Source organism: Paenibacillus thailandensis, from assembly GCF_042685365.1.
In the GTDB taxonomy this organism is placed as follows: Bacteria; Bacillota; Bacilli; order Paenibacillales; family Paenibacillaceae; genus Paenibacillus_AP; species Paenibacillus_AP thailandensis.
The window spans coordinates 173,618-195,198 of the sequence record NZ_JBHUMY010000006.1 but is presented as its reverse complement, the minus strand read 5'-3'; the positions used below and the strand labels follow the sequence as shown (position 1 = coordinate 195,198).

Annotated in this window: 17 protein-coding genes; 4 read left to right on the top strand and 13 right to left on the bottom strand. The window is 56.0% G+C overall.

Annotated features, from left to right (window positions below):
* The first annotated feature begins 288 nt into the window (after positions 1 to 288).
* Positions 289 to 1,542, top strand: a complete 1,254-nt coding sequence (locus ACFSW5_RS05795; RefSeq protein WP_379271025.1) for an MFS transporter — start codon at positions 289 to 291, stop codon at positions 1,540 to 1,542.
* 337 nt (positions 1,543 to 1,879) lie between these two features.
* Here ACFSW5_RS05795 and ACFSW5_RS05790 read toward each other — a convergent pair whose 3' ends face one another.
* Together ACFSW5_RS05790 and ACFSW5_RS05785 are read right to left on the bottom strand one after the other, a co-directional pair.
* Positions 1,880 to 2,932, bottom strand: a complete 1,053-nt coding sequence (locus ACFSW5_RS05790) for a glycoside hydrolase family 53 protein (protein ID WP_379270462.1) — start codon at positions 2,930 to 2,932, stop codon at positions 1,880 to 1,882.
* A 318-nt stretch (positions 2,933 to 3,250) separates the two neighbouring features.
* Positions 3,251 to 3,778, bottom strand: a complete 528-nt coding sequence (locus tag ACFSW5_RS05785) for a YfiT family bacillithiol transferase (protein ID WP_379270461.1) — start codon at positions 3,776 to 3,778, stop codon at positions 3,251 to 3,253.
* Between the two features lie 143 nt (positions 3,779 to 3,921).
* On the opposite strand from ACFSW5_RS05785, the gene ACFSW5_RS05780 reads away from it, so the two are divergent.
* Positions 3,922 to 4,092 (top strand): hypothetical protein, encoded by a 171-nt coding sequence (locus ACFSW5_RS05780; RefSeq protein ID WP_379270460.1) that lies wholly within the window; start codon positions 3,922 to 3,924, stop codon positions 4,090 to 4,092.
* 43 nt (positions 4,093 to 4,135) lie between these two features.
* Here the strand turns inward: ACFSW5_RS05780 and ACFSW5_RS05775 are convergent, their stop codons facing one another.
* Positions 4,136 to 4,720 (bottom strand): AAA family ATPase, encoded by a 585-nt coding sequence (locus ACFSW5_RS05775; protein WP_379270459.1) that lies wholly within the window; start codon positions 4,718 to 4,720, stop codon positions 4,136 to 4,138.
* Between the two features lie 106 nt (positions 4,721 to 4,826).
* On the opposite strand from ACFSW5_RS05775, the gene ACFSW5_RS05770 reads away from it, so the two are divergent.
* Positions 4,827 to 5,744, top strand: coding sequence for a DMT family transporter (locus ACFSW5_RS05770; protein ID WP_379270458.1), 918 nt, complete (start codon positions 4,827 to 4,829; stop codon positions 5,742 to 5,744).
* 194 nt (positions 5,745 to 5,938) lie between these two features.
* On the opposite strand, the gene ACFSW5_RS05765 is transcribed toward ACFSW5_RS05770, so the two are convergent.
* From ACFSW5_RS05765 to ACFSW5_RS05755, 3 genes are all read right to left on the bottom strand, one after another.
* Positions 5,939 to 6,265 carry an ArsR/SmtB family transcription factor gene (locus ACFSW5_RS05765; RefSeq protein WP_379270457.1) on the bottom strand — a complete coding sequence of 109 codons (327 nt, stop codon included), beginning with the start codon at positions 6,263 to 6,265 and terminating at the stop codon, positions 5,939 to 5,941.
* Positions 6,265 to 6,681 carry an SRPBCC family protein gene (locus ACFSW5_RS05760; RefSeq protein ID WP_379270456.1) on the bottom strand — a complete coding sequence of 139 codons (417 nt, stop codon included), beginning with the start codon at positions 6,679 to 6,681 and terminating at the stop codon, positions 6,265 to 6,267. The genes ACFSW5_RS05765 and ACFSW5_RS05760 overlap by 1 nt, the downstream gene beginning before the upstream one ends.
* A gap of 93 nt (positions 6,682 to 6,774) precedes the next feature.
* The gene (locus ACFSW5_RS05755) at positions 6,775 to 8,049 is read right to left on the bottom strand and encodes a stalk domain-containing protein (protein WP_379270455.1); all 1,275 of its coding nucleotides are present in this window, start codon (positions 8,047 to 8,049) and stop codon (positions 6,775 to 6,777) included.
* 250 nt (positions 8,050 to 8,299) lie between these two features.
* Between ACFSW5_RS05755 and ACFSW5_RS05750 the strand changes: the two genes are divergently transcribed.
* A complete protein-coding gene (locus tag ACFSW5_RS05750) occupies positions 8,300 to 8,917 on the top strand; it encodes an NUDIX hydrolase (protein ID WP_379270454.1) in 618 nt (205 codons plus the stop codon).
* A gap of 84 nt (positions 8,918 to 9,001) precedes the next feature.
* Here the strand turns inward: ACFSW5_RS05750 and ACFSW5_RS05745 are convergent, their stop codons facing one another.
* The 7 genes from ACFSW5_RS05745 to ACFSW5_RS05715 all read right to left on the bottom strand — a co-directional run bounded on the left by ACFSW5_RS05745 (position 9,002) and on the right by ACFSW5_RS05715 (position 21,201).
* On the bottom strand, positions 9,002 to 9,349 hold the full coding sequence (locus ACFSW5_RS05745) for a VOC family protein (protein WP_379270453.1): 348 nt from the start codon (positions 9,347 to 9,349) through the stop codon (positions 9,002 to 9,004).
* Between the two features lie 139 nt (positions 9,350 to 9,488).
* Complete coding sequence (locus ACFSW5_RS05740) at positions 9,489 to 11,354, bottom strand: ABC transporter ATP-binding protein (RefSeq protein ID WP_379270452.1); 1,866 nt, start codon at positions 11,352 to 11,354, stop codon at positions 9,489 to 9,491.
* On the bottom strand, positions 11,347 to 13,125 hold the full coding sequence (locus ACFSW5_RS05735; RefSeq protein WP_379270451.1) for an ABC transporter ATP-binding protein: 1,779 nt from the start codon (positions 13,123 to 13,125) through the stop codon (positions 11,347 to 11,349). The genes ACFSW5_RS05740 and ACFSW5_RS05735 overlap by 8 nt, the downstream gene beginning before the upstream one ends.
* Positions 13,126 to 13,226: 101 nt before the next feature.
* Positions 13,227 to 14,669, bottom strand: a complete 1,443-nt coding sequence (locus tag ACFSW5_RS05730) for a serine hydrolase domain-containing protein (protein ID WP_379270450.1) — start codon at positions 14,667 to 14,669, stop codon at positions 13,227 to 13,229.
* Positions 14,670 to 14,735: 66 nt separating this feature from the next.
* Positions 14,736 to 15,404 carry a ribose-5-phosphate isomerase RpiA gene (gene rpiA, locus ACFSW5_RS05725; RefSeq protein WP_379270449.1) on the bottom strand — a complete coding sequence of 223 codons (669 nt, stop codon included), beginning with the start codon at positions 15,402 to 15,404 and terminating at the stop codon, positions 14,736 to 14,738.
* 49 nt (positions 15,405 to 15,453) lie between these two features.
* Positions 15,454 to 16,518: a serine hydrolase domain-containing protein gene (locus ACFSW5_RS05720; RefSeq protein ID WP_379270448.1), complete on the bottom strand. Its 1,065-nt coding sequence runs from the start codon at positions 16,516 to 16,518 to the stop codon at positions 15,454 to 15,456.
* A gap of 48 nt (positions 16,519 to 16,566) precedes the next feature.
* Positions 16,567 to 21,201 (bottom strand): DEAD/DEAH box helicase, encoded by a 4,635-nt coding sequence (locus ACFSW5_RS05715; protein WP_379270447.1) that lies wholly within the window; start codon positions 21,199 to 21,201, stop codon positions 16,567 to 16,569.
* Positions 21,202 to 21,581 lie beyond the last annotated feature (380 nt).

The following is a 21,581-nucleotide window of genomic DNA, read 5'->3' as shown; positions in this document are numbered from 1 at the left end:
CAATCTCTCCATTATAGCGCAAATCGGTTGAAGCCGAAACCGTTATTTCAACAAAATTGTCGAACGATATTCCCCCTTCGCTTCATTGATTGCCCATTTCGTTCCCGGTTAGACCGCCAAGCCGAGCGGAAACGACTTTGTCGTCCTTTCCGGCGGTCGGGGCCCCTCCAGTAATTATGTCGGCTTAGTTGCAGTTTCGCAAAAACGGAACTCCTGTTAGAATAGGGGAATCGGCGTCTACGACAGGAGGAGACAATTGTGGTCCCAATCAAGAAAGCGTTCTCGGAAATGAAAAGCTGGCCTCCCAACATCCGCTTGTTTTTTGTTGCAAATCTTTTATATCAGATCGGCAGCGGCATGTTTTCCGTCCTTTATAATCTATACATACAAGAGCTCGGCTACGGCGGCGGCATGAACGGCACGATTATCGGAATGCAATCGCTCGCTACCGCCATATGCTTCATTCCGATCGGGCTGATCGGTGACAAGCTGAACCGCAAGCTGCTTCTGGTGCTCGGCGCATTGCTCAGCGGCCTTATATTCGCCGGGCGTTCCTTCTATGAAGCCGAGAACGGGCTTCTTGCGTTAGCCGTCCTTTCCGGCTTGTTCGCTTCGATCTTTCAAGTGCTGGCCATTCCGTTTCTGGCCGAAAACAGCGATACGGCGCAACGTCTCAAAATTTTCAGCCTCTTCTCCTCTCTTGTGCTGGCGGCCCAAGTGCTCGGAAGCTTTGGGGGCGGCGTCTTGGCCGATCTGTTGCAAGCGATGGGCATAAGCTCGAAGTTAAGCTTGCAGCTCGCGCTGTTGGCGGGAAGCCTCGCTACTCTTGCGGCATTCCTTCCGCTGCTGTTCATGCGGGAACAAGCGAAGCCCGCGGAAACCGGCGGCATGAAGCCGGTACGATCCGAGCATCGTGCAGAACAAGCAGATCGGGATGCGCGCCGCTCCGACTTCAAATTCATCGCGCAGTTCGTGGCGGTGCAGCTGCAGATCGGGTTCGGCTCCGGACTCGTCATTCCTTATTTAAACCTGTATTTTACGAACCGGTTTGACGTATCGCTCAGCGGCATGAGTCTGCTGATTTCTTTAGGGCAAATCATGACCATCGTTTCGATGCTGATCGGTCCGGCGTTGGTCGCCAAGGTAGGTCAAGTGAAGGCGATCGTCATCTTCCAGACGCTGTCGCTGCCGTTCCTGCTGCTTACCGGGTTCACCAACCTGCTTCTGGTCGCGTCCGTCAGCTTCCTGTTCCGGCAAGCGCTGATGAACGCCGCCAATCCGATCCAATCGTCCCTGCTGGTCGACCGCGTCTCGGATAAACGGCGCGGCATCGCCAATTCGTGCAATCAGACGGCGTTTATGCTCGGTTGGGCGACGATGGGGCCCGTTCAAGCCCATCTTGTGACGGCGTACGGCTATTATTGGGGATATGCGATTACTTTCAGCATTACGGGGATTCTGTACGTTTCCGCCTCGATGATCTTCTTCGCCGTCTTCCGGGAGAAACGGTCTCTCGCTTCCGAACGGGCGCTGAACGGCTAATGCTTTCAACAAGCGTTACAGACAAATCTATCTATCATTAAGGTCTGATGGCTATATCCAACAAAGCCCCGCTACTAATAAGTCGCGGGGCCTGGTCTTTTATACAATTTTGTGTCGCGGTGAATGACGGTTTAAATTTGAGTTTTTCTTTTTATGATAGCTTCTCATCAATTTGGGTTCTATCATATTCTAAAATCCATTTATTAAAAGCGTTAAAGCCCCACGTAGCCTTTCTTTCGTAGTGGAAATAACATCACTTCAAGAGTACAAATTCTCCTCCGGATTTACTCGGCACAAAAAGCTGAACCCGGCAGGTTCAGCTTTTTGGTTCAAGCGATTAATTCAAAAATCCTTCGAGAGCGGCCGTTGGCTTGCCGTCCGCTTGCCATGCTCCTTTGTTGTAGCCGCCGTTATAGCCGGGATAAGCCTCGGGCTCCCAATAGAAGACGCCTGCGCCTTTGCCGCTTGCGATGTTTCGAACCTTCGTCTTGATATCGGAGACGAAGCTTTTGGCCGTCGAAGGCTGGTTGTAATCCATCCCGATCTCCGTGATCATGATCGGCTTGCCGTAGCTGGAAATGAGGCTGTTGGCGTTGCTCATCGTTTGCGATACCTTGGTCTGCCAATCCGTCGTTGAAGGATACAGCGACATGCCGATCATATCGAAAGTTGCGCCGTTGGCGATCAGTCCACCGATGTTCCACGAATACAAGCTGCTGTCATGGGCGCTCGACAAATGTACGATCGTTTTGGTCGAGCTGCTTATAGATTTCACCGCGTTATTACCCGTATTGACGAGCCAGGCGTAATTTTTCATATTAAGCGACGCCTTTCCGTCATCCCACAGCATGCCGTTGTCCGTTTCGTTGCCGATTTGCACCCAATCCGGCGTTACGCCGGCACTCTGCATCGTCGTCATCACATACCGGGTGTAATTCCACACGGCGTCCATCAGCTGCTGGAACGTATATCCGGCCCAAGCGGCAGGCTTGGTCTGTTTGCCGGGGTCCGCCCAGGAGTCGCTGTAATGCAGCGTCAGCATCACGCTCATGCCGGCGTTTTTGGCCCGCTTCGCGAGAGCCGCCGCTCTTGTTGCATCCATGTAACCGTTCCCGTAATCGCCTGACGGATTGACGAAAACGCGGATCCTAACGGAGTTGATTTGGTAGTCGGTTTTTAAAATATCGATAATATCCCTCGTGACGCCATTCTTGTCCTTCCATTGATAGCCTTGCGCCTCCATGCCGGGCACCCAGCTGATATCCGCGCCTTTGGCAAACGCAGGCGCCGCCTCCGCCGTCTTCGCCGTTGGCCAGTTGAAAGCGAAAGCCAAACCGAGCAGCAGCGAGCAAATGAGCAGGGCTGAAATGCGTTTTTTCCACTTTGTCATTCCCGATCCTCCTAAAACGTTTTGCGGCTACTAAAGCCGCTTCTTGGAATTAAGCAAAACGTAGCTTCGGAAGCATCCGCTCCGTTTTGCGGCTTCCATCGGAAAGCGCAACGGGAAAGCGTCGGCCGACTTCGTGTATACGCTTTCAATCGAGCCTTTTTTAGTATACCGACGGCGCTAACCGGTTTCTACGATGGTTTCCCAACATTTCCAATGTTTTGCAAGCCTTTTGGCGCTCCCCTGTTATTCCGAACCAAAAAAGCCCTCCTACCGGCAAAAGGCCGAAAAGGAAGGCTTACTGGCTTACATTTATATTTCTTACCAGCCTTTGCGTTCCCTCAGGCTCGTAATATGGGCAATGTGATGGCTGCCGTGCCAAGCGTAGGAGCCAAGCGCGTATTCAAGCGTCTGCGACTGCCCTCTAGCCGGATGGATAAACGCCCGCTGCCATTGATCGGCGGTCAACGATTCGAGCAGCACGACCCAACGCTCGTGAACGGCTTCCATTAGCCGAAGCGACACATCGATCGGCATCGTCCTTCCGTCCGCCAGCTCCGCCCACAGGTGTTCCTCATACGGCTTAATGACGGGAGTTTCTTCCGTCAAAGCAAGCTTAAAGCGGATAAAGCTGTTCATATGGCTGTCCGCAACATGGTGTACGACCTGGCGTACGGTCCAGCCGCCGTCGCGGTAAGGCGTGTCGAGCTGCTCGTCGTTCAGCCCGGCCACCGCTTCCCGCAGTCTGGACGGCTGCGCAGCCAGGTTCGAAAGCCAGCTGCTCCGCAGCTCTTCGCTTACTTCTCCTTCATGCTCGAACTTGCCGATCGGGTATTTCAGTTGATCCATATGACTACCCCTCTCCGTTCCTTTTTCCCTTTTGTTTTTCATATTTTTAATCCAACTTTTAACTTGTTCTAGGAATCTCTTAAGGTTTCCTTCATATAATCAAAAATAAAAGAACAAATCATAAAAAACGGAGGCGGACAAGCATGAACCCGAACCTCAATTTAACATTATGGATGACCGAATTTCTGCGCAGCTCGGATCAAGATAAAAAAGCTCTCATTCTCGAAGCAAAGCAAACGTCTAACGGTGCGCTGCTGGAGAGCATCCGGTTTCATCTGGACTTGCGGGACAAGCTCCATCTGTTTCATTCATAGGAAAAACTTCAATTGAAGTCCTTCGAGGATAGTCATCCGCTATTTAGTAAATAAACCGTTCGACCGCCTCGAGCCTCCGCTCCGTCAGCGGCTCCGAATTGTTGAAAACAAGCCGGTTGGCGGGAGGGATAGCCCAGCCGATCTCCCGTAACGACAAGGATTGGCGGAACCGGTCCCAATGTTTAAGCTTCCATTCGTCGGAAGCGAGCTGCCTGCGCTCGATTCGTTCCCGGTATAACGTTTCGCTTTCGACATGCACGCTGACGACTTTTACGTCTACGTCGCTTATCGCCAGCCCGATCCGGGCCAATTCCCGGTCCAGCCAGTCCGCTTGCCCCACCTCCCGCGTGAACGGCCCGACAACGAATACGTTCAACCCGAGCTCCAGGTTTTCCAGCGCGGCATTCATCGTCATGCGGTAGCCGAGATCCCGGCATAACCTTTTGTAATCGTCGGAATCCCGATCGTTGGGATCAAGCCCCGCAGCCGCCATAATCGCCTCCGCGGCCGGCCGGAGCGTCGTATCCATATCGAGAAAGACGGCATCTTTGCGCCGCTCGACCAAAGCTTTTGCGATCGTCGTTTTGCCGGCTCCCGCGGGGCCGATAAAAAAGACGAGCCTCCTCATCCCGCGTTACCTCCCCTTTAGTAGTTGTTCTTTTTTTCCGGAACGATTACAATGAAATGGTTGCGCTTTTTTGCACTTTTGCATCAGGAAGGACAATCTTAATCAGATGGAAAAAAAAGCTCCGATCAATCCCATTCTACCACTGATCGTCGGCATGGTCGCGATTTCTTTTGCGCCTATTTTCGTCAAATATTCGAATGCGCCCGTATCCGTTCAAGGCATGTACCGGATGCTGTTTACGTTTCTGCTCATGCTGCCGTTCGGACGCAAGCAGCTTCCCGCCGCCCGCACCGTCTCGGCGCGCAATTGGATTTTTCTGACGCTTGCCGGATTTTTCCTGGCACTCCATTTTATACTTTGGATGGAATCGCTCAATTACACTTCCATTGCCAGCTCGACGATCATTCTGTCGCTGGAGCCCGTTCTCGTCATGGCCGGCGCTTACTTCATTTTCAAGGACAAAGCGAACCGATTTGCGGTTATCGGCATGCTGGTTGCGCTGGTCGGTGCGGCAGGCATCGGCTTTGGCGATATCGGCCTGTCCCGGGAAGCTTTCTACGGAGACGTTCTGTCCCTGCTTGGCACCGTGGCCGTTGCCGTCAATATGCTGCTGGCCAAAAAAATTATGGAGCAGGTGCCGTCCTACTTGTACAGCCTGATCGTATTCGGCATCACTTTTTTGTTTTTCGGCTTGTATAACGTGGCGCTTGGCATTCCGATGACCGGTTATCCGGCCAAGGAGTGGATCGTATTCCTGCTGCTCGCGATCGTGCCTACCGTGTTCGGTCATCTGGTGTTTAATTGGCTGCTACAGTACGTCAAGGCGGCGACCGTTTCGATGAGCGTCCTGGCCGAGCCGGTAGGCTCGAGCATTTTGGGCATTTTTATATTCGGGGAATGGATCAGCGGATCGCAGCTCGCTTTCGGCGGCCTTGTCATCGTCGGATTGCTCGTTTATTTGCGTTCGGAGAATATGGAGCGCCGGAACCAAAGCCCCGTCTCCGCCTCGCAGCCTCATTCCTAACAATTGGTAAATTAAGTACTGTCACCCATAAGCAAGCGGCTGTCCGAAACGGACAGCACGAAAAACGCCTTAACCTTATGCAGTCCTGTTGGACTGCGGGGTTAAGGCGTTTTTCGGTTCTTTCCGGTCCCGTTCCAATTCCGCTTCATCCGGTTGGATCCGCCGAGCCTTTTCTTAAGACTCCGGAGCAAAGCTTATTCGCGCTCATCCTCGACGAGCCGTTTCAACGCATCCAGCTTGTTGTCCCAGAACCGGTCGTAATAAGCGAGCCACCGCTTTAATTCCATAAGCGGACCCGGCTCCAGCCGATACCGGGTTTCCCTGCCGACTTTGCGTTCCTTGACGAGGCCGGCTTCGGCCAGAACGCGCAAATGCTTCGATACGGCAGGACGGCTGATCGTAAAATGCTCGCTGATTTCGCCAACGGGCAGCTCCCGGTCGATCAGCATCTCCAGCACGCTGCGTCTCGTCGGGTCTGCAATCGCCTGGAACACGTCATGTTTCGGAACCCGTTCTTCCATTACGCTTCGACGTATGCCGCCAGCTTCTGAACGATTACGGTCCAGCCGTTGTCCATACGGTCGCGCACGACGGAATGAGCTTCGCCGAATTTGGTTTGCTCATCGGCATTCCAGCCGCTGTGGATTAGGGTCAGCTCCGTTTTCCCGTCCCGGTCCGCAAGCTCGATGGTGATCGTCCAATCTTTGTCCCATGTGAACGACAGCTTGTTCGGCGGGTCCACTTCAACGACTTTGCATGGCGAAGCGCCCCATGGGCCGGCCTGCAGCTTGAACTCATAACCGACCTCGGCTTTCATGTCGTTCGGCATAAACCAGGCTGACAGCCCTTCAGCCGTCGATACCGCGTCCCACACTTTCCCGATGGATGCGTTTAACAGCTGCGTTTTTCGGATGTCCGGCAAAGTTTTGTGATTCATTGTTGTCCTCCGTTCGGTTGCGGTCAAATAGGAAACCTAGAGGTTTCATAAAAGATTATAGGAAACCAAACGGTTTCCTGTCAAGCCTCCAGGTTATTCCTTCGTCACCGACTTGCCGACGGCATCCTCCATGCCTTCGGCGTATTCGCGGAACAAGCCGAGACGCCAGAAGGCGGCTCCCTTCAAATCGTATCTTTTGGCCAGACCAAGCTTGTCGTCGATCGAAGACGGCGTCTCGCTGCTCATATCGATGCCGAGAAGCAGCTTCTCTTTCGGCACGCCCGCGTCAAGCGTCAGTCGAATCGCATCCTGCACTTTCCCGTTCGGCTCGGGAACTTGGGCCGCCGTTCCTGCCGGATGGTATTGATAGGCCATTACGATGAGATCGTCCGCAACGGTCGCCAGCGTCTTATAGTCGTAGCCTTGGTAGGCGCCGTTCGGAGGCGGTACCGCGACGGACAACGCCGTTTCCTTCGGCAGCGCTTCCCGCAGCTCCTTCACATAATCGTTAAGCAGCTTTCGCTGCGACTCTTTATCCAGCTTGAAGCCAAGCCCTTCGTAGTCCAGCACTACCCCGCCGAAGCCTTTGTCCTGGACCTCCTGCGTTATGCCCGTAATCGATTGCGAACGCAGCGAGGCGTCGCTTAACATCTTCGTCAGCTCATTATTCCCGTCTCCCGAGTAAACCATGAGATATGGCTTAATGCCGGAGGCGGCAGCGTCCGAAACGAGCGAATCGGCGGTAATGTCGCCCGACGGCTCCGGAATCCGGTATTCGGCCCCTTCCGTCGTGAAGACGCCGTTGCTGTCGATGCGGCTCCATCCGAAGGCGACGGAATTCATGCTCTGGATAATGTCCCGTTCCTTGAAGGAGCCCAAAGCGTAAAAAGCGCGAAGATGAAGCGCTTGCTGCGGCGATACGATCGAAACGGTGCGCGTCTCCTGCGACCAGCTTACCTTGGCCCCGAATTGGGTGCTGAAGAAGCTCAGCGGAATCATGACCCGGTTGTTGACCATAATCGGCGCAGCCGGCAGCTTAACGTTCTGCCCGTCAACCAGCGCCGTGCCGTTCCCGACCTGCAGAACGACCTCCACGCTTTTCCCGTCCCGCGTGCCCGTCGCCGTAACTTTCCGTGCCGAGCCGTCCCAGACGAGCCCGATGCCAAGAGCTTCGCCGATCGCCCGGAACGGAACGAACGTGACGCCTTTGTCCAGCAACGGCTCGGCGTCGAAAGCAAGCGGAACGTCGTCCAACATAATTTGGACCGTCGTTGCCGCAGCGTCGGCTCGACCGGCGCCGCTTGCCCAAGGGCAGAGCAGAGACGCGGCAAGCACGGCGGCTGCGGCTTGTTTTCCCCATTGTTTCATTCTAGCAATCTCCCATCTAATAACCAGTTTGTGTAAAACTATTAACTAATCTAGCAAATCCGGTCTTGCAAATCAATTAACACACGGGAAAAAAGACCGCCTATCTCTTAAACGAATGGCCGGGACGAAACGTTGCAAGCGATTAGACGAATCTTGCCGCGTTTGATGGGAACGAGTGGAAATGCTATGATCGTAGAAGGCACGACGGAATCGTTAGATGGATAAAACTATTTGCGAGGAGATTGGAAAGATGGAATTGAAATGGCTGGAGTGGGCGAAGCAGCTGCAAGCGATTGCCCAAACGGGCTTGACGTATGCAAAGGATGTCTACGACATCGAAAGATACGAGGCGTTGAGGAGCATCAGCATCGATATTCTGGCGAACTATATGAACGTTAGCGATGAGAAGCTCAAAATCGCATTCGCAAGCGATACCGGATATGCAACCCCGAAGGTCGATATTCGCGGCGTCGTGTTCCGCGACGGCCAAATCCTTCTCGTCCGCGAGAAGGCGGACGGAGCCTGGGCTTTGCCCGGGGGCTGGGCCGACATCGGCTATACGCCGGCGGAAGTGGCCGTTAAAGAAATTAAAGAAGAGGCCGGCTTCGATGCCGTTCCGGTCCGATTGCTGGCCGTACTGGACAAAAAACGCCATGATCATCCGCCCGATATCTACCATATTTACAAGATGTTTATCCTGTGCGAAATCGCAGGAGGAGAAGCGACGGCAGGCATGGAGACGAGCGGCGTCGGATTTTTCTCCTTGGATCGGCTCCCCGAGCTTTCGCTGGAGCGAAATACGCCCGCTCAAATTCGGACGATGTTTGAATTTTTGGAACATCCGGACAAGGAAGTCATACTGGACTGATCCGCCGCAAAAAACGAGCGGGGCAAGCGCCATTGGCGCTTGCCCCGCTCGTTTTTTTCCCATAACAGGACGGACTTTCGTCCTCTACCGGCAAACCATCAGCAAATTTCCGTTAGGGTCTTTGAAATTAAACCAGTGGTTGTTTTCGATGCCCGTGACGAGCTCTACGTTTTTGCTTTTCATATACTCGTAAGCTTGATGAATGTCGTCCGTTCGAAGCTGAAAGGCCGGAACTTTGTATATCCGTTCGGGGTCGTAAATTTTGCTGTCCAATACAATATTCGGTCCGTTCATCGGAATGACGTAAATATGCCCGAAAAAGAGCTCTCCGTCGTTCGGCAAGCCAAGCAGGCCGCAATACCAGTCTCTCGCCGCTTCAATGTCCTTTACCGGGATAAACACGCCGCCAATCTCATTTTGGATCGGGTTCATAGCCGCCCTCCGCCGCTTCAGCTTTTTCGCATCGATTGCGCTCCTATTCCTTATTCGCCGCGACGCCTCCATCCTCTTCTCCGGATTGACGCCATTTCGCGGCCGAGCGGCTCATGAAGTCATACGAGGCCGGCCTCCCCTATCCGCCGGTCTCCGCCCCGGAGGCATGACGGTTCATCGCATAGTAAAGGCCTTGCCGCTCCTGGAGCTGCTCATGCGTTCCCCGTTCGGCAATCTGCCCTCGTTCCATAACGAGGATTTGATCCGATCCGCGAATCGTGGACAACCTGTGCGCAATGACGAAGCTGGTCCTCCCTTCCATCATTTGCCGCATGGCGGCTTGAATGCGCAGTTCCGTGCGCGTATCGATGCTGCTGGTCGCCTCGTCGAGTATAAGGATGGCCGGATTCGCCAGCATCGCCCGCGCGATCGCCAGCAGCTGGCGTTCGCCTTGACTCAGGTTGCCGCCGTTTTCCGTCAACGCCGTATCGTATTGCTCGGGAAGCCGCCGGATAAAGCCGTCCGCGCCGGCCAAGACGGCCGCCGCCCGCACTTCTTCGTCCGTCGCGTCCGGCTTGCCGTACTTCATGTTTTCTTTAACGGTACCTGCGAACAAATACGTGTCCTGCAGCACGATGCCGAAGGCGCGGCGCAGGCTGCTTCTCGAATATTCCCGAATATCGACGCCGTCGATGCGGATGCTTCCGGCGCTCACCTCGTAAAAGCGGGCGAGCAAATTGACGACCGTCGTTTTGCCGGCGCCCGTCTGGCCGACAAGCGCCGTGCTGCTGCCGGCTTCGGCCGTAAAGCTGATCCCTTTCAAAAGCGGCACCTCGCTCCGGTAACCGAATTCGACGCGGTCGAATTCGACCAATCCGCGCGGATCCGCCAGCTCCTTCGCGTTCGGAGGATCGGCTTGCTCCTCCTGCTCGTCCAGCACTTCGAACACGCGCTCCGCCCCGGCGATCCCGGACTGCAGCACGTTGTAGATGTTCGCCAGATCGTTGAGCGGCCGGACGAATTGCCTGGAATAGCTCAGAAAGCTGGCGATGACGCCAACCGTGATGCTGCCCTTAACGGCCAGCAGGCTGCCGACAATCGCCACGGCGGCGAACCCGATATTGTTAATGACCGCCAGAAGCGGCATCATAAAGCCCGACCAGATTTGGGCATTCGTGCTTACTTTGCGCAGCCTGTCGTTTACCGCGCGAAAATCGCGAACCGCCGCCTCTTCGTGATTAAACGCTTTAACGACCAGAAAACCGGATACCGTTTCCTCGATTTGTCCGTTCAGCTTGCCGAGCTGCGCCTGCTGGCTTCTGAACAGCTTGCTCGTCCGCTTCGTCACCATCCGGGCCAACAGGTAAACGAGAGGCACGGTAATGAGGCAAGCCAATGTCAAGAGCGGGCTTAAGAGCAGCATCATGACAAGCGAGCCGATGAGCGCGATCCCGCCCGCGATCAGCTGAGCCGACGTTTGCGAGACCGATGTGCTGACGTTGTCGATATCGTTCGAAAGCCGGCTCATCAGCTCGCCGTGCCGGTTCGTATCGAAATAGACAAGCGGCAGCTTATGCAGCTTGGCGAACAACGTCCGCCGCAGCCGCGCTACGACCCGTTGGGAGACGCCCGCCATCAGCCACCCTTGCAAAAAAGCGAAGCAAGCGTCCGCGATATAGGCAGCCGCCAATGCGATGATCGCCGCATGAAGCGTCTTGAAGTCGACCGCTTCCGCTCCGCCGACCATCGCATCGACGGCTCTGCCGATCAAATAAGGCCCGAGCAGCCCGATTCCGGAGCCGATCAATATAAAAACGACGACGACGGCCAGCCACTTGCGCTCCTCGCCGATATAGCCCCACAAACGCCGCAGCGTTTGCTTGAACTGCTTTGGCTTCTGGACCGGTCCGCCTCTTCCTTGCCTTGCCGGCCGCAACGCTTCCAACGGGCTCGGGATTTGCCGGGACGGCTCCGCGCCCACCTGTCTGTCATTGGCGTTAGGCATAGCTCTCCGCCTCCTTGCCGAACTGTGACCTGTAAATTTCCCGATAGACGGAACAACGGCTCATAAGCTCGGCATGACTGCCGATCCCCGCTATCCGGCCTTCGTCCAATACCAGAATTTGATCGGCATCCATAACGGACGTTATCCGCTGCGCGATCATCATGCAGGTTATGCCTTTCGCGTAGCGGGCGATGCCTTCCTTGATTGCCGCCTCCGTCGTATTGTCAAGCGCGCTTGTGCAATCGTCCAGTATTAGAATATCCGGCTTGCGGACGAGAGCCCGGGCAATGGCGATACGCTGCTTCTGCCCGCCGGAAAGGTTGACGCCGCCTTGTCCGAGCACCGTCCCGTACCCTTCAGGCAATTCCGAAATAAAGCCGTGCGCCGCAGCCAACCGGGCCGCCTGCTCCACTTCCTCCATCGTCGCCTCCGGCTTGCCCATTCGGATATTGTCCAGCACCGTCCCGGTAAACAGCAGCGTTTGCTGCGGCACGATGGCGATTGACTCGCGCAGCGCCTTCGGGGGCATGTTCCTCACGTCAACGCCGCCGATGGTGACCGCTCCCGACTTGACATCGTATAAGCGGGGAATAAGCTTAGCCAGGCTGCTTTTGCCGGAGCCGGTCGAACCGATTACCGCAAGCGTCTTACCGGCGCGGCATTCGAAGCTGATGTCCTTCAGCACCTGCTCCTGCTCCGTGCCGCCGTAGCTAAAGCTGACGTTTTCGAAGGCGATCGAGCGCGGGCCGTTGTTCGGCTTCGGCTTTTCCGTGGAAATCGCCGTATCCGGCGAATCAGCCGAACCCGGCGTGTCCGTCGCTACCATCCTGTCCGTCTCCCGCAGAACTTCGCCGATCCGCCCCGCCGACGCTTTGGCTCGGACGAACATGTTAATAATCATGGTCATCGTCGTCAAAGAAAACAGAATTTGCGTCATGTAATTGACGAATGCAATAATATGCCCGACCGGAATATGGCCGCTGTCTACCCGAATGCCGCCGATCCATAAGACGGCGATAATGCCGATGTTGATCGCAAACGTTACGCCGGGACCGAAGGCCGCCATAATCCGCTGGGCCGAAATGGAACGCCGCTCGTATTGGCTGTTGATGCGGTCGAATTTATCCTGCTCGTAATCGAATCGGTTAAACGCTTTCACAACTCGGACGCCGGACAAGTACTCCCGCATCGCTCCGTTTAACCGGTCAAGCGCCGACTGGACCTTAATGAACAGCGGGAATCCGATTTTCATATTCATGACAATAAGCAGCCCGACTGCGGGGACAACGGCAATCAGTACCATCGACAGGTACGGATTGAGGCGGAACGCCATTATGACGCTTCCTATGCACAAGACTGGCGCTTTGACGAATATCCGCATCATTCCGTTCACGAAGTTCTGCACCTGGGTCACATCGTTCGTCATCCTCGTAACAAGCGATGCTTTATCGAAGCGGTCCACGTTCGCCAAGCTTAACGATTGCACCTTCTCGAACAAATCCTGCCGGAGCTCGGCGCCGAAATTTTGCGATACCCAGCTCGACACGATATTCCGCGAAGCCGCGGCGACGGCGCCCAACGCCGTAATCAGAAGCATCCAGCCTCCCAGGCGCATGACAAGATCCAGATCTTTCGATGCGACGCCTTCGTCCACCATCCGTGCCATAATGGCCGGCTGAAGCAAATCGACGAACGCTTCTCCCGTCACGAGCAGAACCGACAGCGTAAACAGCAAGCCGTATTTGCGTATATATTTCCGTATATAAGCCATATTCACAGCCTCCTCCAAGCCCGCATGCCGCTGCAAGAGCAAAAAGCTGTCTCTCGCGCGAGCCCGCGCGAAAGACAGCTCCTTATTCGTCCGTGCCGGCTTCAATCTCTTCCGGCATCGCCGGTTGCCGGCACGCCTTCCAGTCTCTTCCCCTGAATGACGACGGGCTCGGGCATCCCGACGTTGCCGGTCAAATGAAGCGTAACCCGGTCTTCCTCGAATTCGAACGTAGTTATGCGGCAATACGGGGTCGATACAAAATACGTATGGATATAAAGCGACCCGTCTTCCTTCCACCCGCCAACAGAGGCTATGGGTTCCCGCTCGAATTCGCCGTAAATCCAGCCCTCAGGCCGAACGCTCACGGTCTGCCTTTCTTTGCCTGCCAACTGGACGGTTAACGTTAACCGGTTCTCTTCGGATTCAACGGAGAACGTTTCCCAACCGAACGGGTTTTCGCCGAGCTTATAAGAAACGGGGTCCATTATCTTTCCAGGGGACACCCTTAAGCTTTCGATTTCCGGCATCAGGCCGAGCCGGCCGATCGTTTCCGCCAGCTGGCGGCCGGCTTCAACATCCCGGTCGACCGCTCGCTCTTGCATGGCCGGAACGAGATGCTCCCATATCGCGTCCAGCACGGCCGCTTCGTCCGTCAGCCCCGACGTCGTGACGACCAGCGCGTTATGTTCGGGCAGCACAAGGCACAGCTGATTGAACATGCCGATGAAACGATAAGCATTGTCCCTTGCGCAGCGCCAAATTTGATAGCCGTAACCGCTTGCCCAATCCGGATTCGGGTTCGGGCCGTTGTCGATCTGTTTGCCGATCGCTTCCGACACCCATTGCTCCGTCAACAGCCGCTCCCCGTTCCATATCCCTTTCTGCAAATAAAGCTGGCCGAGCTTGGCGATATCTTCCGTCTTCAGCCGAAGGCCGTACCCGCCGGGGACCGAGCCGTCGGGAAGCAGATCCCATTGCTCGCCTTCGATGCCAAGCGGCCCGAACAAGCGGGTTTGCAAAAATCGGTCGAGCGTTTCGCCCGATGCCCGCTCCAGGATCGCGGCAAGCATATTCGAAGCCCCGCTATGGTAGGCGAATTTTGTTCCGGGCTCGGCTTCAACCGGTTTCGCGAAAAAAGCCGCAATCCAGTCTTCCGCTCCTTGAGGTATCGTATCCCCGGTTTGGCCCGTGCCCATCATGAGCAGATCTTTTACGCGGATGCGAAGCAGCCGCTCCGACGGTTGCTCCGGCAGCCGTTCGGGGAAATAGGAAGCCGCCGTATCTTCAAGCGACAGCAATCCTTCCTGCGCGGCCAAGCCGATCGCCGTAGCCATAAAAGTTTTGGTCAAGGAATACAGGATATGCGGCATATCCGGTCCATAAGGATCCCACCAGCCTTCGCTTACGACATGGCCGTTTCGGACAAGCATGAAACTATGCAGCTCCAGACGCTGCTCTGCAATCGCACCAAGAAACGACGTGATCGACGTTGACGCAATGCCTTGTTCCTCCGGCGTACTGCGCGGAAATGGTTGAAGCACCATCGCGATTCCTCCCATAATTGCGTTTTTACGTTGATGTCCGATCCTGGTGTAATTGAAGATGTCATGTTACTTCAGAACGGAAACCGTTCCGTCTTGGTGTCCGACGATGACCATATCGGCCATCCCGATAAACAAGCCGTTGTCCACCACGCCGGCGATATTGTTCAACTGATCGTGCAGCGCCGCCGGATCGGCTATCGCGCCGAAAGAGCAGTCCGCCACATAATTGCCGTTGTCCGTCTTGAACAGCTCGCCGTCTTCCTTGCGGCGCAGCTTCGGCTCGCAGCCCAGCGCCGCCAGCTTCCGGAGCGTAAGCTCGACCGCAAAAGGCACCACGTCCACCGGAAGCGGGAATTTGCCCAGCCGTTCCACGACTTTCGACTCGTCGGCGATAATAACAAGCCGCTTGCTGCTGGACGCGACGATTTTTTCGCGCAGCAGCGCTCCGCCGCCCCCCTTGATCAAGTTCAGCGAATGATCCGATTCGTCGGCTCCGTCTATCGTTACGTCAATCGTTTCCACCTCAGAGAAAGGAACGATCGGGATGTTCAGCTCCCGGGCGAGACGGTCGGACGCTTCCGAAGTGGCGACCGCGCGGATGTTCAACCCGTTCTTCACGCGTTCTCCGATGCCCATAATGGCCCAATAGGCGGTAGAACCCGTTCCAAGTCCTACGGTCATGCCGTCTTCGATTAATTTCACCGCTTCGTCTGCTGCCAATTTCTTCAGATTCATCTTAGATGTTGCCCTCCCAAAAAATGTCTCAGTATTGTTTCGTTTAAGCTCAAACTATTGCCTGACTGGTTCCCAGTTTGCGCAAACATTCGACCGCGATATTGCCGAACGTCCGGATATCGTTCAAATAATCATACCCTTCCGGATTAGGTCCCCGCTGATTGTACATCCGAACCGCTACGGCTTCCAGCTCCGGAATAACGAGACATGCGCAGCCGGTAATGCCCAGCGTCTGGTACGCTCCGGCCGGCACTTCATCTCCGATCTCGGAGCGGGTCCGCGGCCGATCCTGCACAAACCAAAAAAATCCGTTGCGCGGCAGCTCATCGCGAAGCCCTGACGGGGTTATCGAGCCGACCGCTTCCTTGAACGCCGTCGCAGACGGGCCGCCGCCGGCAGGCGTGCCTCCGCCTTCCGCTTGTCCTTCGTCCAAGTGAAGCTGTCCCCACCGCGCAAGCTCCCTCGCGCTGCAAAACAAATTGGATTCGCTTCCGTCGATTCCCGCATAGGCGTCATCGTTCCAAACAAGCGACGGGCTATCGCATCGATGCCAGCCGATATCCCGAAATCCGTATGGCTCCAGAACGTATGTATGTGCCGCCTCCGCGACCGTAAGGCCGTACAGCTCCCGGATCAGCCGGACGATCAGTTGTACTCCCGTATTATTATAATGCCAATCGGTCCCGGGAGGGAACATCGCTTTCCGATCCGTCCTAAGCCCGTGCGTATGCGTCAGCAGCTGTCTGATCGTAATCCGGGCAACCGCATCGGTCAACCCATTTAAGTATATACCGATCGGATCGTCTTTGTCTCTAATCTTTCCGAGCTGTAACGCATGGCTAACAAGAAGCCCGTAGAACGTCTTTCGAATCGAACCGACGTTAAACATGGAGCTTGCGTCGATATTACGGCTTCCCGGCTCCGAACCATGCGTGCCTGCATACCATTCGAAGCAAGGTTTTCCCTGATGCATCACATATAAGGCAGCTCCGCTGCTTTCGATTTGAGTTTGCACCGTAGCCGTATAACGTTCAAGCCGGTCAAAAAAACCGCTGCCGGATTCGCGGCACATCCGCATCGCATCCTTTACCCTCAAAATTTTCGGATCCTTCATCATCGCGTCCGCGCATTGCTGCTGCTCATTACAGCCGGCGGCGCAAGCTTATGAAAGAGCGCTTGGCCATAACACAAGCGTTTTGCGGTCCGTTTCCGCGCCGATCTCTTTCAACCGCTCTCCGGCGGCCGTCGTTGCGGCGTCTTGTCCGTTCCATTTTTCGATCACGATTTTGGACAATCGTTGGCGTTTCAGGACGGAGCCGAGAATCGATTTCAATTCCGCGTAGCGGTCGCTCTCGTCGTTCGAATCCCCGCTTCCGTAAAAATCGTAAATTCGCCTGCCGTTATTTTCGATCCAATACAGCAGCCGCTCGCCCTTTACCACCAAATAATTGCCGGGCTTTCGCGCATAAGCGCATTTCTCCTTCTCCGGCCAATCGGCCAGCAAGCCGTAAGGATTCGCCGGATCGACGGCGGACAGAAGCGTCGGACGGTCGTGGACCGTTTGCGGCCATGCGTCCCGGACGGCCTTCATATGCTCAAGCGTCGTAAACTGCATATTCATCGTCCCTTCGATGAACAGCCCTCGGGTGACGGTTCCCCATTCCTCCAGTTTTCGCAGCACTGGGAGCAGCCGGTCCCACGAATAAGGCGTCCATTGCTCGCTTAGCTCCTTCGTGACGATTCCGTACGTATCCAGCATCCGCTTCACCCAATGAAGCTCGGAAGATTCCTTGCCCCGGGTTTCGGCCTGCTCCCCGCCGGCCGTGCCGAACGAGCCGGTCTTCGCATCCGCCGTGTCTTCATCGCCGTCCGCCTCCGGTCCGGCAAGCGTGCCTGTCCAATACCAGCGCCCCTGTCCGGATCCCGTTCGCGACCAATCTTTGCCTTTCTTCATGGCCGATAACCGAAGCGGAGCGAATTGATCGTTCGAAACATGCCCTTCCCATGCAAGTTCAAGCAGCTGCTCCAGCACCTCGGTCGGGACTCGCCCCGTCTCTCGGCTCAGCTTCGTAAGAAAGCTCGCTCCCCCGGATCGCAAACGATGCAGCAGCTCGGGATAAGAGGGCTCGCGTTCCTGCGCCGACCGGATAAAGGGCTCGTAGAGCGGACGGCTCGCTGCAAGGAAAAAAGCGACCTTGCCTTCCTTGTCTGCCGGACTTTTGCGTCCGATCCAGATCACCTCGCCCGTCGAACAAAGCAAATCCAAATCTTCCTTGCGGTAATCGGTCATTCTGGACGGGAATATAATCGTCTCCCAATGCGAAAGCGGCAAAAACAGGCCTTGCAGCTTTTCCAGCACGGCCAATAGACCGTCCTCTCCTTTTAACTGCGTGCCTTGCAGCGCATGTTGGCGAATCGCGATTTGCGCGAACCAGCGCAGCGGATGGACCGGCTCGGCCTTCTTCCGCGCCGCCTGAATCGACAGCCGGATCATCCGGTCTGCGGCGTCTCGGCCGGACCAGATTCTCTCTTCGGGCCCGGCGGCAAACGGCGCCTGCTTAACGATACCTTCCTTCACGAGCCGATCGACCGCTTCACGGGCATCGTTCAGCGTCAGCCTCGGATACCGTTCGCGGAGCTCCGCTTCCGTAAAGGATAATCTGTTCTCCGCATACCGTCCGATAATAAACCTCTCCGAATCCGGATCGCCCGGGAAGGATCGGTAGACGCCTTCTTCATCGGCGCTGATCCACCGAAAGACGGACGGCTCCCCTGCTCGGCCAAAATCGAACGAAGCGGCCTTTCTGCCGGCGGCCAGCTCGTCCAACCATATCGCCGCCTCTGCTCCGGCCAGACGAATGATCTCGTCGGCATTCAGATCGCCGCGTTCTTTCAACAGCTTCCATACGTCGGATGCGCCGCGTACCGGAAAACCCGGTTGACCGAGCCACCGGCCTTCCTCTTCCAGCACTTCTTCCGGGACGGCGCTTCGCATCGACGCTGCACCGAACAGCTGCTTCGCCGTTCCTTGGTTCAAATTCATCAGCTGCATTTGCACGGCAGGGTCCAATCCGTCGCCTTCGTAGATGCGCATGTTGACGTAGTCGGCCAAAAACTGCGTAGCCATGGCGGACGGAAATTCGGATTCGCGCACCGACACTTCGATGCGCCCCTCCTGAACCGCCGTCAGCAGCTCGCGCAAATGCCCGATGTCCAAATAATCGCGCAAACATTCCTCTATCACTTCCTGCAAGAACGGAAAGCGGTCGGCGTAAGGCAAAGCGTCGCGAAGCAGCTCCTCGCTCCGCAGCCGCTTCTGCCATAGCGGCGTCCGAGTGAACCCGCGGGACAACAGCAGCGAAGTTTCGGCAATATGCCGGAAGGCGACGGCAAGAAGGGGCGAACCGGCCACGGCTTCGTTGAGCAGCCGGTCCAAATTCGCGGGCGTCACATGCCATATATGCTGCAGCCAGGAAGGATCCCACTCGGGCAAAACGAATTCGATGCCGTTATCCTTCGCGTTGCCGTAAAGCCGGTAAGGGAGCGTCGTTTCGAACTGCCGTTCGATCGCGAGCAGCCATGTCCGGTTTACTTTGCGTCCGAATAAAGAATGGACGATCACATGCGTCTGGTTCATGACGTCGCGGTAATGCTCGATCACGATATGCCGATCCGTCGGAATCCCGCAGGAAGAACGCTGGCTTTCGGCCAAAGCGATCAGCTGCCCGGCCGCCTGGCTATCCAGCTTATATTCGTCCGCCAGCCAATTCGTGATCGATTCTGCTGCGGCATGCGGCTCTTCTGCGGCCTTCGATTCTTCTGCGGCATCTGGCCCTCCTGAGGCTTTCGCTTCTCCCGGGGAATGCGGATCGCCTTCGGAAAGCCGCTCATCCAGCTGCCGCAGGAACGCCCCGACCTTTAAGCCGAGCGCATACGTTCTTCCCGGCCCTTCGTTCCGCCAGAACGGAACCTCGCTGAACCGGTTTTCCGCTTCGGACACGTATATCCGGTCTTTATCGATTCGCCGGATCATCCACGAATTCGTGCCAAGCAGGAACACGTCGCCTACCCGGCTTTCCTGTACGAATTCTTCGTCCAGCTCGCCGAGATGCGCTCGGCTCTCCGCATGATGAACCGGGTAGGACGAGCTGGACGGAATCGTCCCCGCTCCGGTAAGAGCGGCGATGGCCGTATTGCTTCTAGGCATTACCATGCCCGCCGGCCGGTCCCAGTCCAGCAGCGGCCTGGCGAACGGATAAAATCCGGCGAGCACCTGCAGCATCCCTTCGAGCTTGCCCCGCGGAAAACCTTTATAGCTATAGCTGCCGGCAATCAGCCGATGCAATTCGTCGACCGTCAAGCCGCCGGAGGCGACGATTGAAACGATCTGCTGCGAGAGTACGTCCAGCCGATTAATAGGGATATGGATAGGCTCGATGTCCCGATCCGAAATTTGCTTGGAGAGCACCGCAATCTCCGGAAGCGCTCCGCGCGCCCTTGCTACAATAACGCCGCGGCTCGCTTCGCCGACGCCATGACCGGCCCGTCCGACGCGTTGAATGCCGGATGCGGCTTCAAGCGGCGAATCCAGCTGGATAACGAGGTCGACATGGCCGACATCGATCCCCAGCTCCAGCGACGAGGTCGCGACGATGCAACGAAGCTCGCCCGCCTTCAGCATCCGCTCGACCTCCAGCCGAATCTCCTTCGCCATGCTGCCGTGATGCGCTCTGGCGATTTCGCTGCCTGCACGGTCGTTCAGCCTCAAACAGAGCCGTTCGCACAGTCTCCGGCTATTGACGAACAGCAGCACGGAACGGCAGCCGTCGATAAGCTGAAATAGCCGGTCGAGGATAGGCTCCCATACCGACTCCCGGCTTTGCATCAGCTTGGCTTGATCCGGCATCGTGACGCGAACGTCCATCCGTTTGTCCATTCGGCTCTCGATGATACACACATCGCGCGGAACGTAACCGAAAGGATGAACAAACCGCCGTTCTCCTTCCCCACTCTCGGGATCGCTGAACCGCCAGACGAAGTCGGTCTCCCCGGCCTCCTCATCCATGCCCGATAATCGGCCTTCGGCACGGGCAGCCTCTTTTTCAGGCTCTTCCCAACCTCCGAGAAACTCGGCTACCCGGGACAACGGCTTTTGCGTCGCGGACACGCCGATTCGGCGCAGCCTACGGCCGCACAACCGCTCCAACCGTTCCAAAGACAGCGATAAGTGAGAACCCCGCTTGTCCGCGGCCAAATCGTGGATCTCATCCACGATTACCGTCTCCAAGGTACGAAGCATGGCGCGGCCCTTCTCCGATGTAAGCAGAATGTAAAGCGATTCCGGCGTCGTAACGAGAACGTCGGGCGGTCTTCGCAGCATGGACGCGCGTTTGGCGCTTGTCGTATCGCCCGTTCTCACCGCGCAGCGGATGCCCGGCCACTCCCGATTCGTTTGGGAAGCCAGCCGGTCGATTTGTTCCACATATTGCTCCAAATGGTCATAAATATCGTTATTTAACGCTTTAAGAGGTGTAATATACAGCACCCGCGTTTTGGCCGATGTGTCTCCCCGGCCGTTCGTTTCGGACGGTAGCTTTGCTTCGATTATTTCGTTCAGGCAAGGAAGCAGCGCCGCAAGCGTCTTGCCCGATCCTGTCGGCGCGGCAATGAGCGTATTGCGCCCGGCGGCAATCGCTTCCCAAGCCCGAAGCTGCACGTCGGTCGGCTCACCGTATCCGGCCCGAAACCATTCGGCGAGCAAAGGATGGCAACGCCCGTCCAAAAAGGAAAAATGCAACCTTCTCACTCCTATGCGAATTTACGTTCGCCTTGATCGTTATCCTAATTATACCAGCCGACCGAAATAGAAGCGAATTAATTGTCCGGCCGAACAGAATTTTCCTTCAAATCTTATATTTACAACAGCTATTTCCCAACCCGTTCGCCGTTTGTTTCACCGTCCTGTCGCGCTTTTCCCGGCCTTCTAGGTTGTATCCCCTCTACTCAGCTTGCCGCTCTCCTGTCGTCTAACAGGCGGAAAACTTACTTTTAAAATGCCGTCATAAAAGGTACCACTGCTATAGTAGACCATTCTAACATTGCTGCACCGTCCACGACGCCTAAAAAGCTTGTAACTCCCGGGCGATCTACCGCATTTGCCGGAGTTTCGATCGCTTC

Bases quoted from the DNA above. Each gene is read 5' to 3' on its own strand.
- ACFSW5_RS05740 (WP_379270452.1), bottom strand. From the start codon at position 11,354: ATGCCTAACGCCAATGACAGACAGGTGGGCGCGGAGCCGTCCCGGCAA.
- ACFSW5_RS05760 (WP_379270456.1), bottom strand. From the start codon at position 6,681: ATGAATCACAAAACTTTGCCGGACATCCGAAAAACGCAGCTGTTAAAC.
- ACFSW5_RS05745 (WP_379270453.1), bottom strand. From the start codon at position 9,349: ATGAACCCGATCCAAAATGAGATTGGCGGCGTGTTTATCCCGGTAAAG.
- ACFSW5_RS05765 (WP_379270457.1), bottom strand. From the start codon at position 6,265: ATGGAAGAACGGGTTCCGAAACATGACGTGTTCCAGGCGATTGCAGAC.
- ACFSW5_RS05790 (WP_379270462.1), bottom strand. From the start codon at position 2,932: ATGACAAAGTGGAAAAAACGCATTTCAGCCCTGCTCATTTGCTCGCTG.
- ACFSW5_RS05750 (WP_379270454.1), top strand. From the start codon at position 8,300: ATGGAATTGAAATGGCTGGAGTGGGCGAAGCAGCTGCAAGCGATTGCC.
- ACFSW5_RS05720 (WP_379270448.1), bottom strand. From the start codon at position 16,518: ATGAAGGATCCGAAAATTTTGAGGGTAAAGGATGCGATGCGGATGTGC.
- ACFSW5_RS05730 (WP_379270450.1), bottom strand. From the start codon at position 14,669: ATGGTGCTTCAACCATTTCCGCGCAGTACGCCGGAGGAACAAGGCATT.
- ACFSW5_RS05735 (WP_379270451.1), bottom strand. From the start codon at position 13,125: ATGGCTTATATACGGAAATATATACGCAAATACGGCTTGCTGTTTACG.
- ACFSW5_RS05770 (WP_379270458.1), top strand. From the start codon at position 4,827: ATGGAAAAAAAAGCTCCGATCAATCCCATTCTACCACTGATCGTCGGC.
- ACFSW5_RS05775 (WP_379270459.1), bottom strand. From the start codon at position 4,720: ATGAGGAGGCTCGTCTTTTTTATCGGCCCCGCGGGAGCCGGCAAAACG.
- rpiA (WP_379270449.1), bottom strand. From the start codon at position 15,404: ATGAATCTGAAGAAATTGGCAGCAGACGAAGCGGTGAAATTAATCGAA.
- ACFSW5_RS05785 (WP_379270461.1), bottom strand. From the start codon at position 3,778: ATGGATCAACTGAAATACCCGATCGGCAAGTTCGAGCATGAAGGAGAA.
- ACFSW5_RS05755 (WP_379270455.1), bottom strand. From the start codon at position 8,049: ATGAAACAATGGGGAAAACAAGCCGCAGCCGCCGTGCTTGCCGCGTCT.
- ACFSW5_RS05795 (WP_379271025.1), top strand. From the start codon at position 289: ATGAAAAGCTGGCCTCCCAACATCCGCTTGTTTTTTGTTGCAAATCTT.
- ACFSW5_RS05780 (WP_379270460.1), top strand. From the start codon at position 3,922: ATGAACCCGAACCTCAATTTAACATTATGGATGACCGAATTTCTGCGC.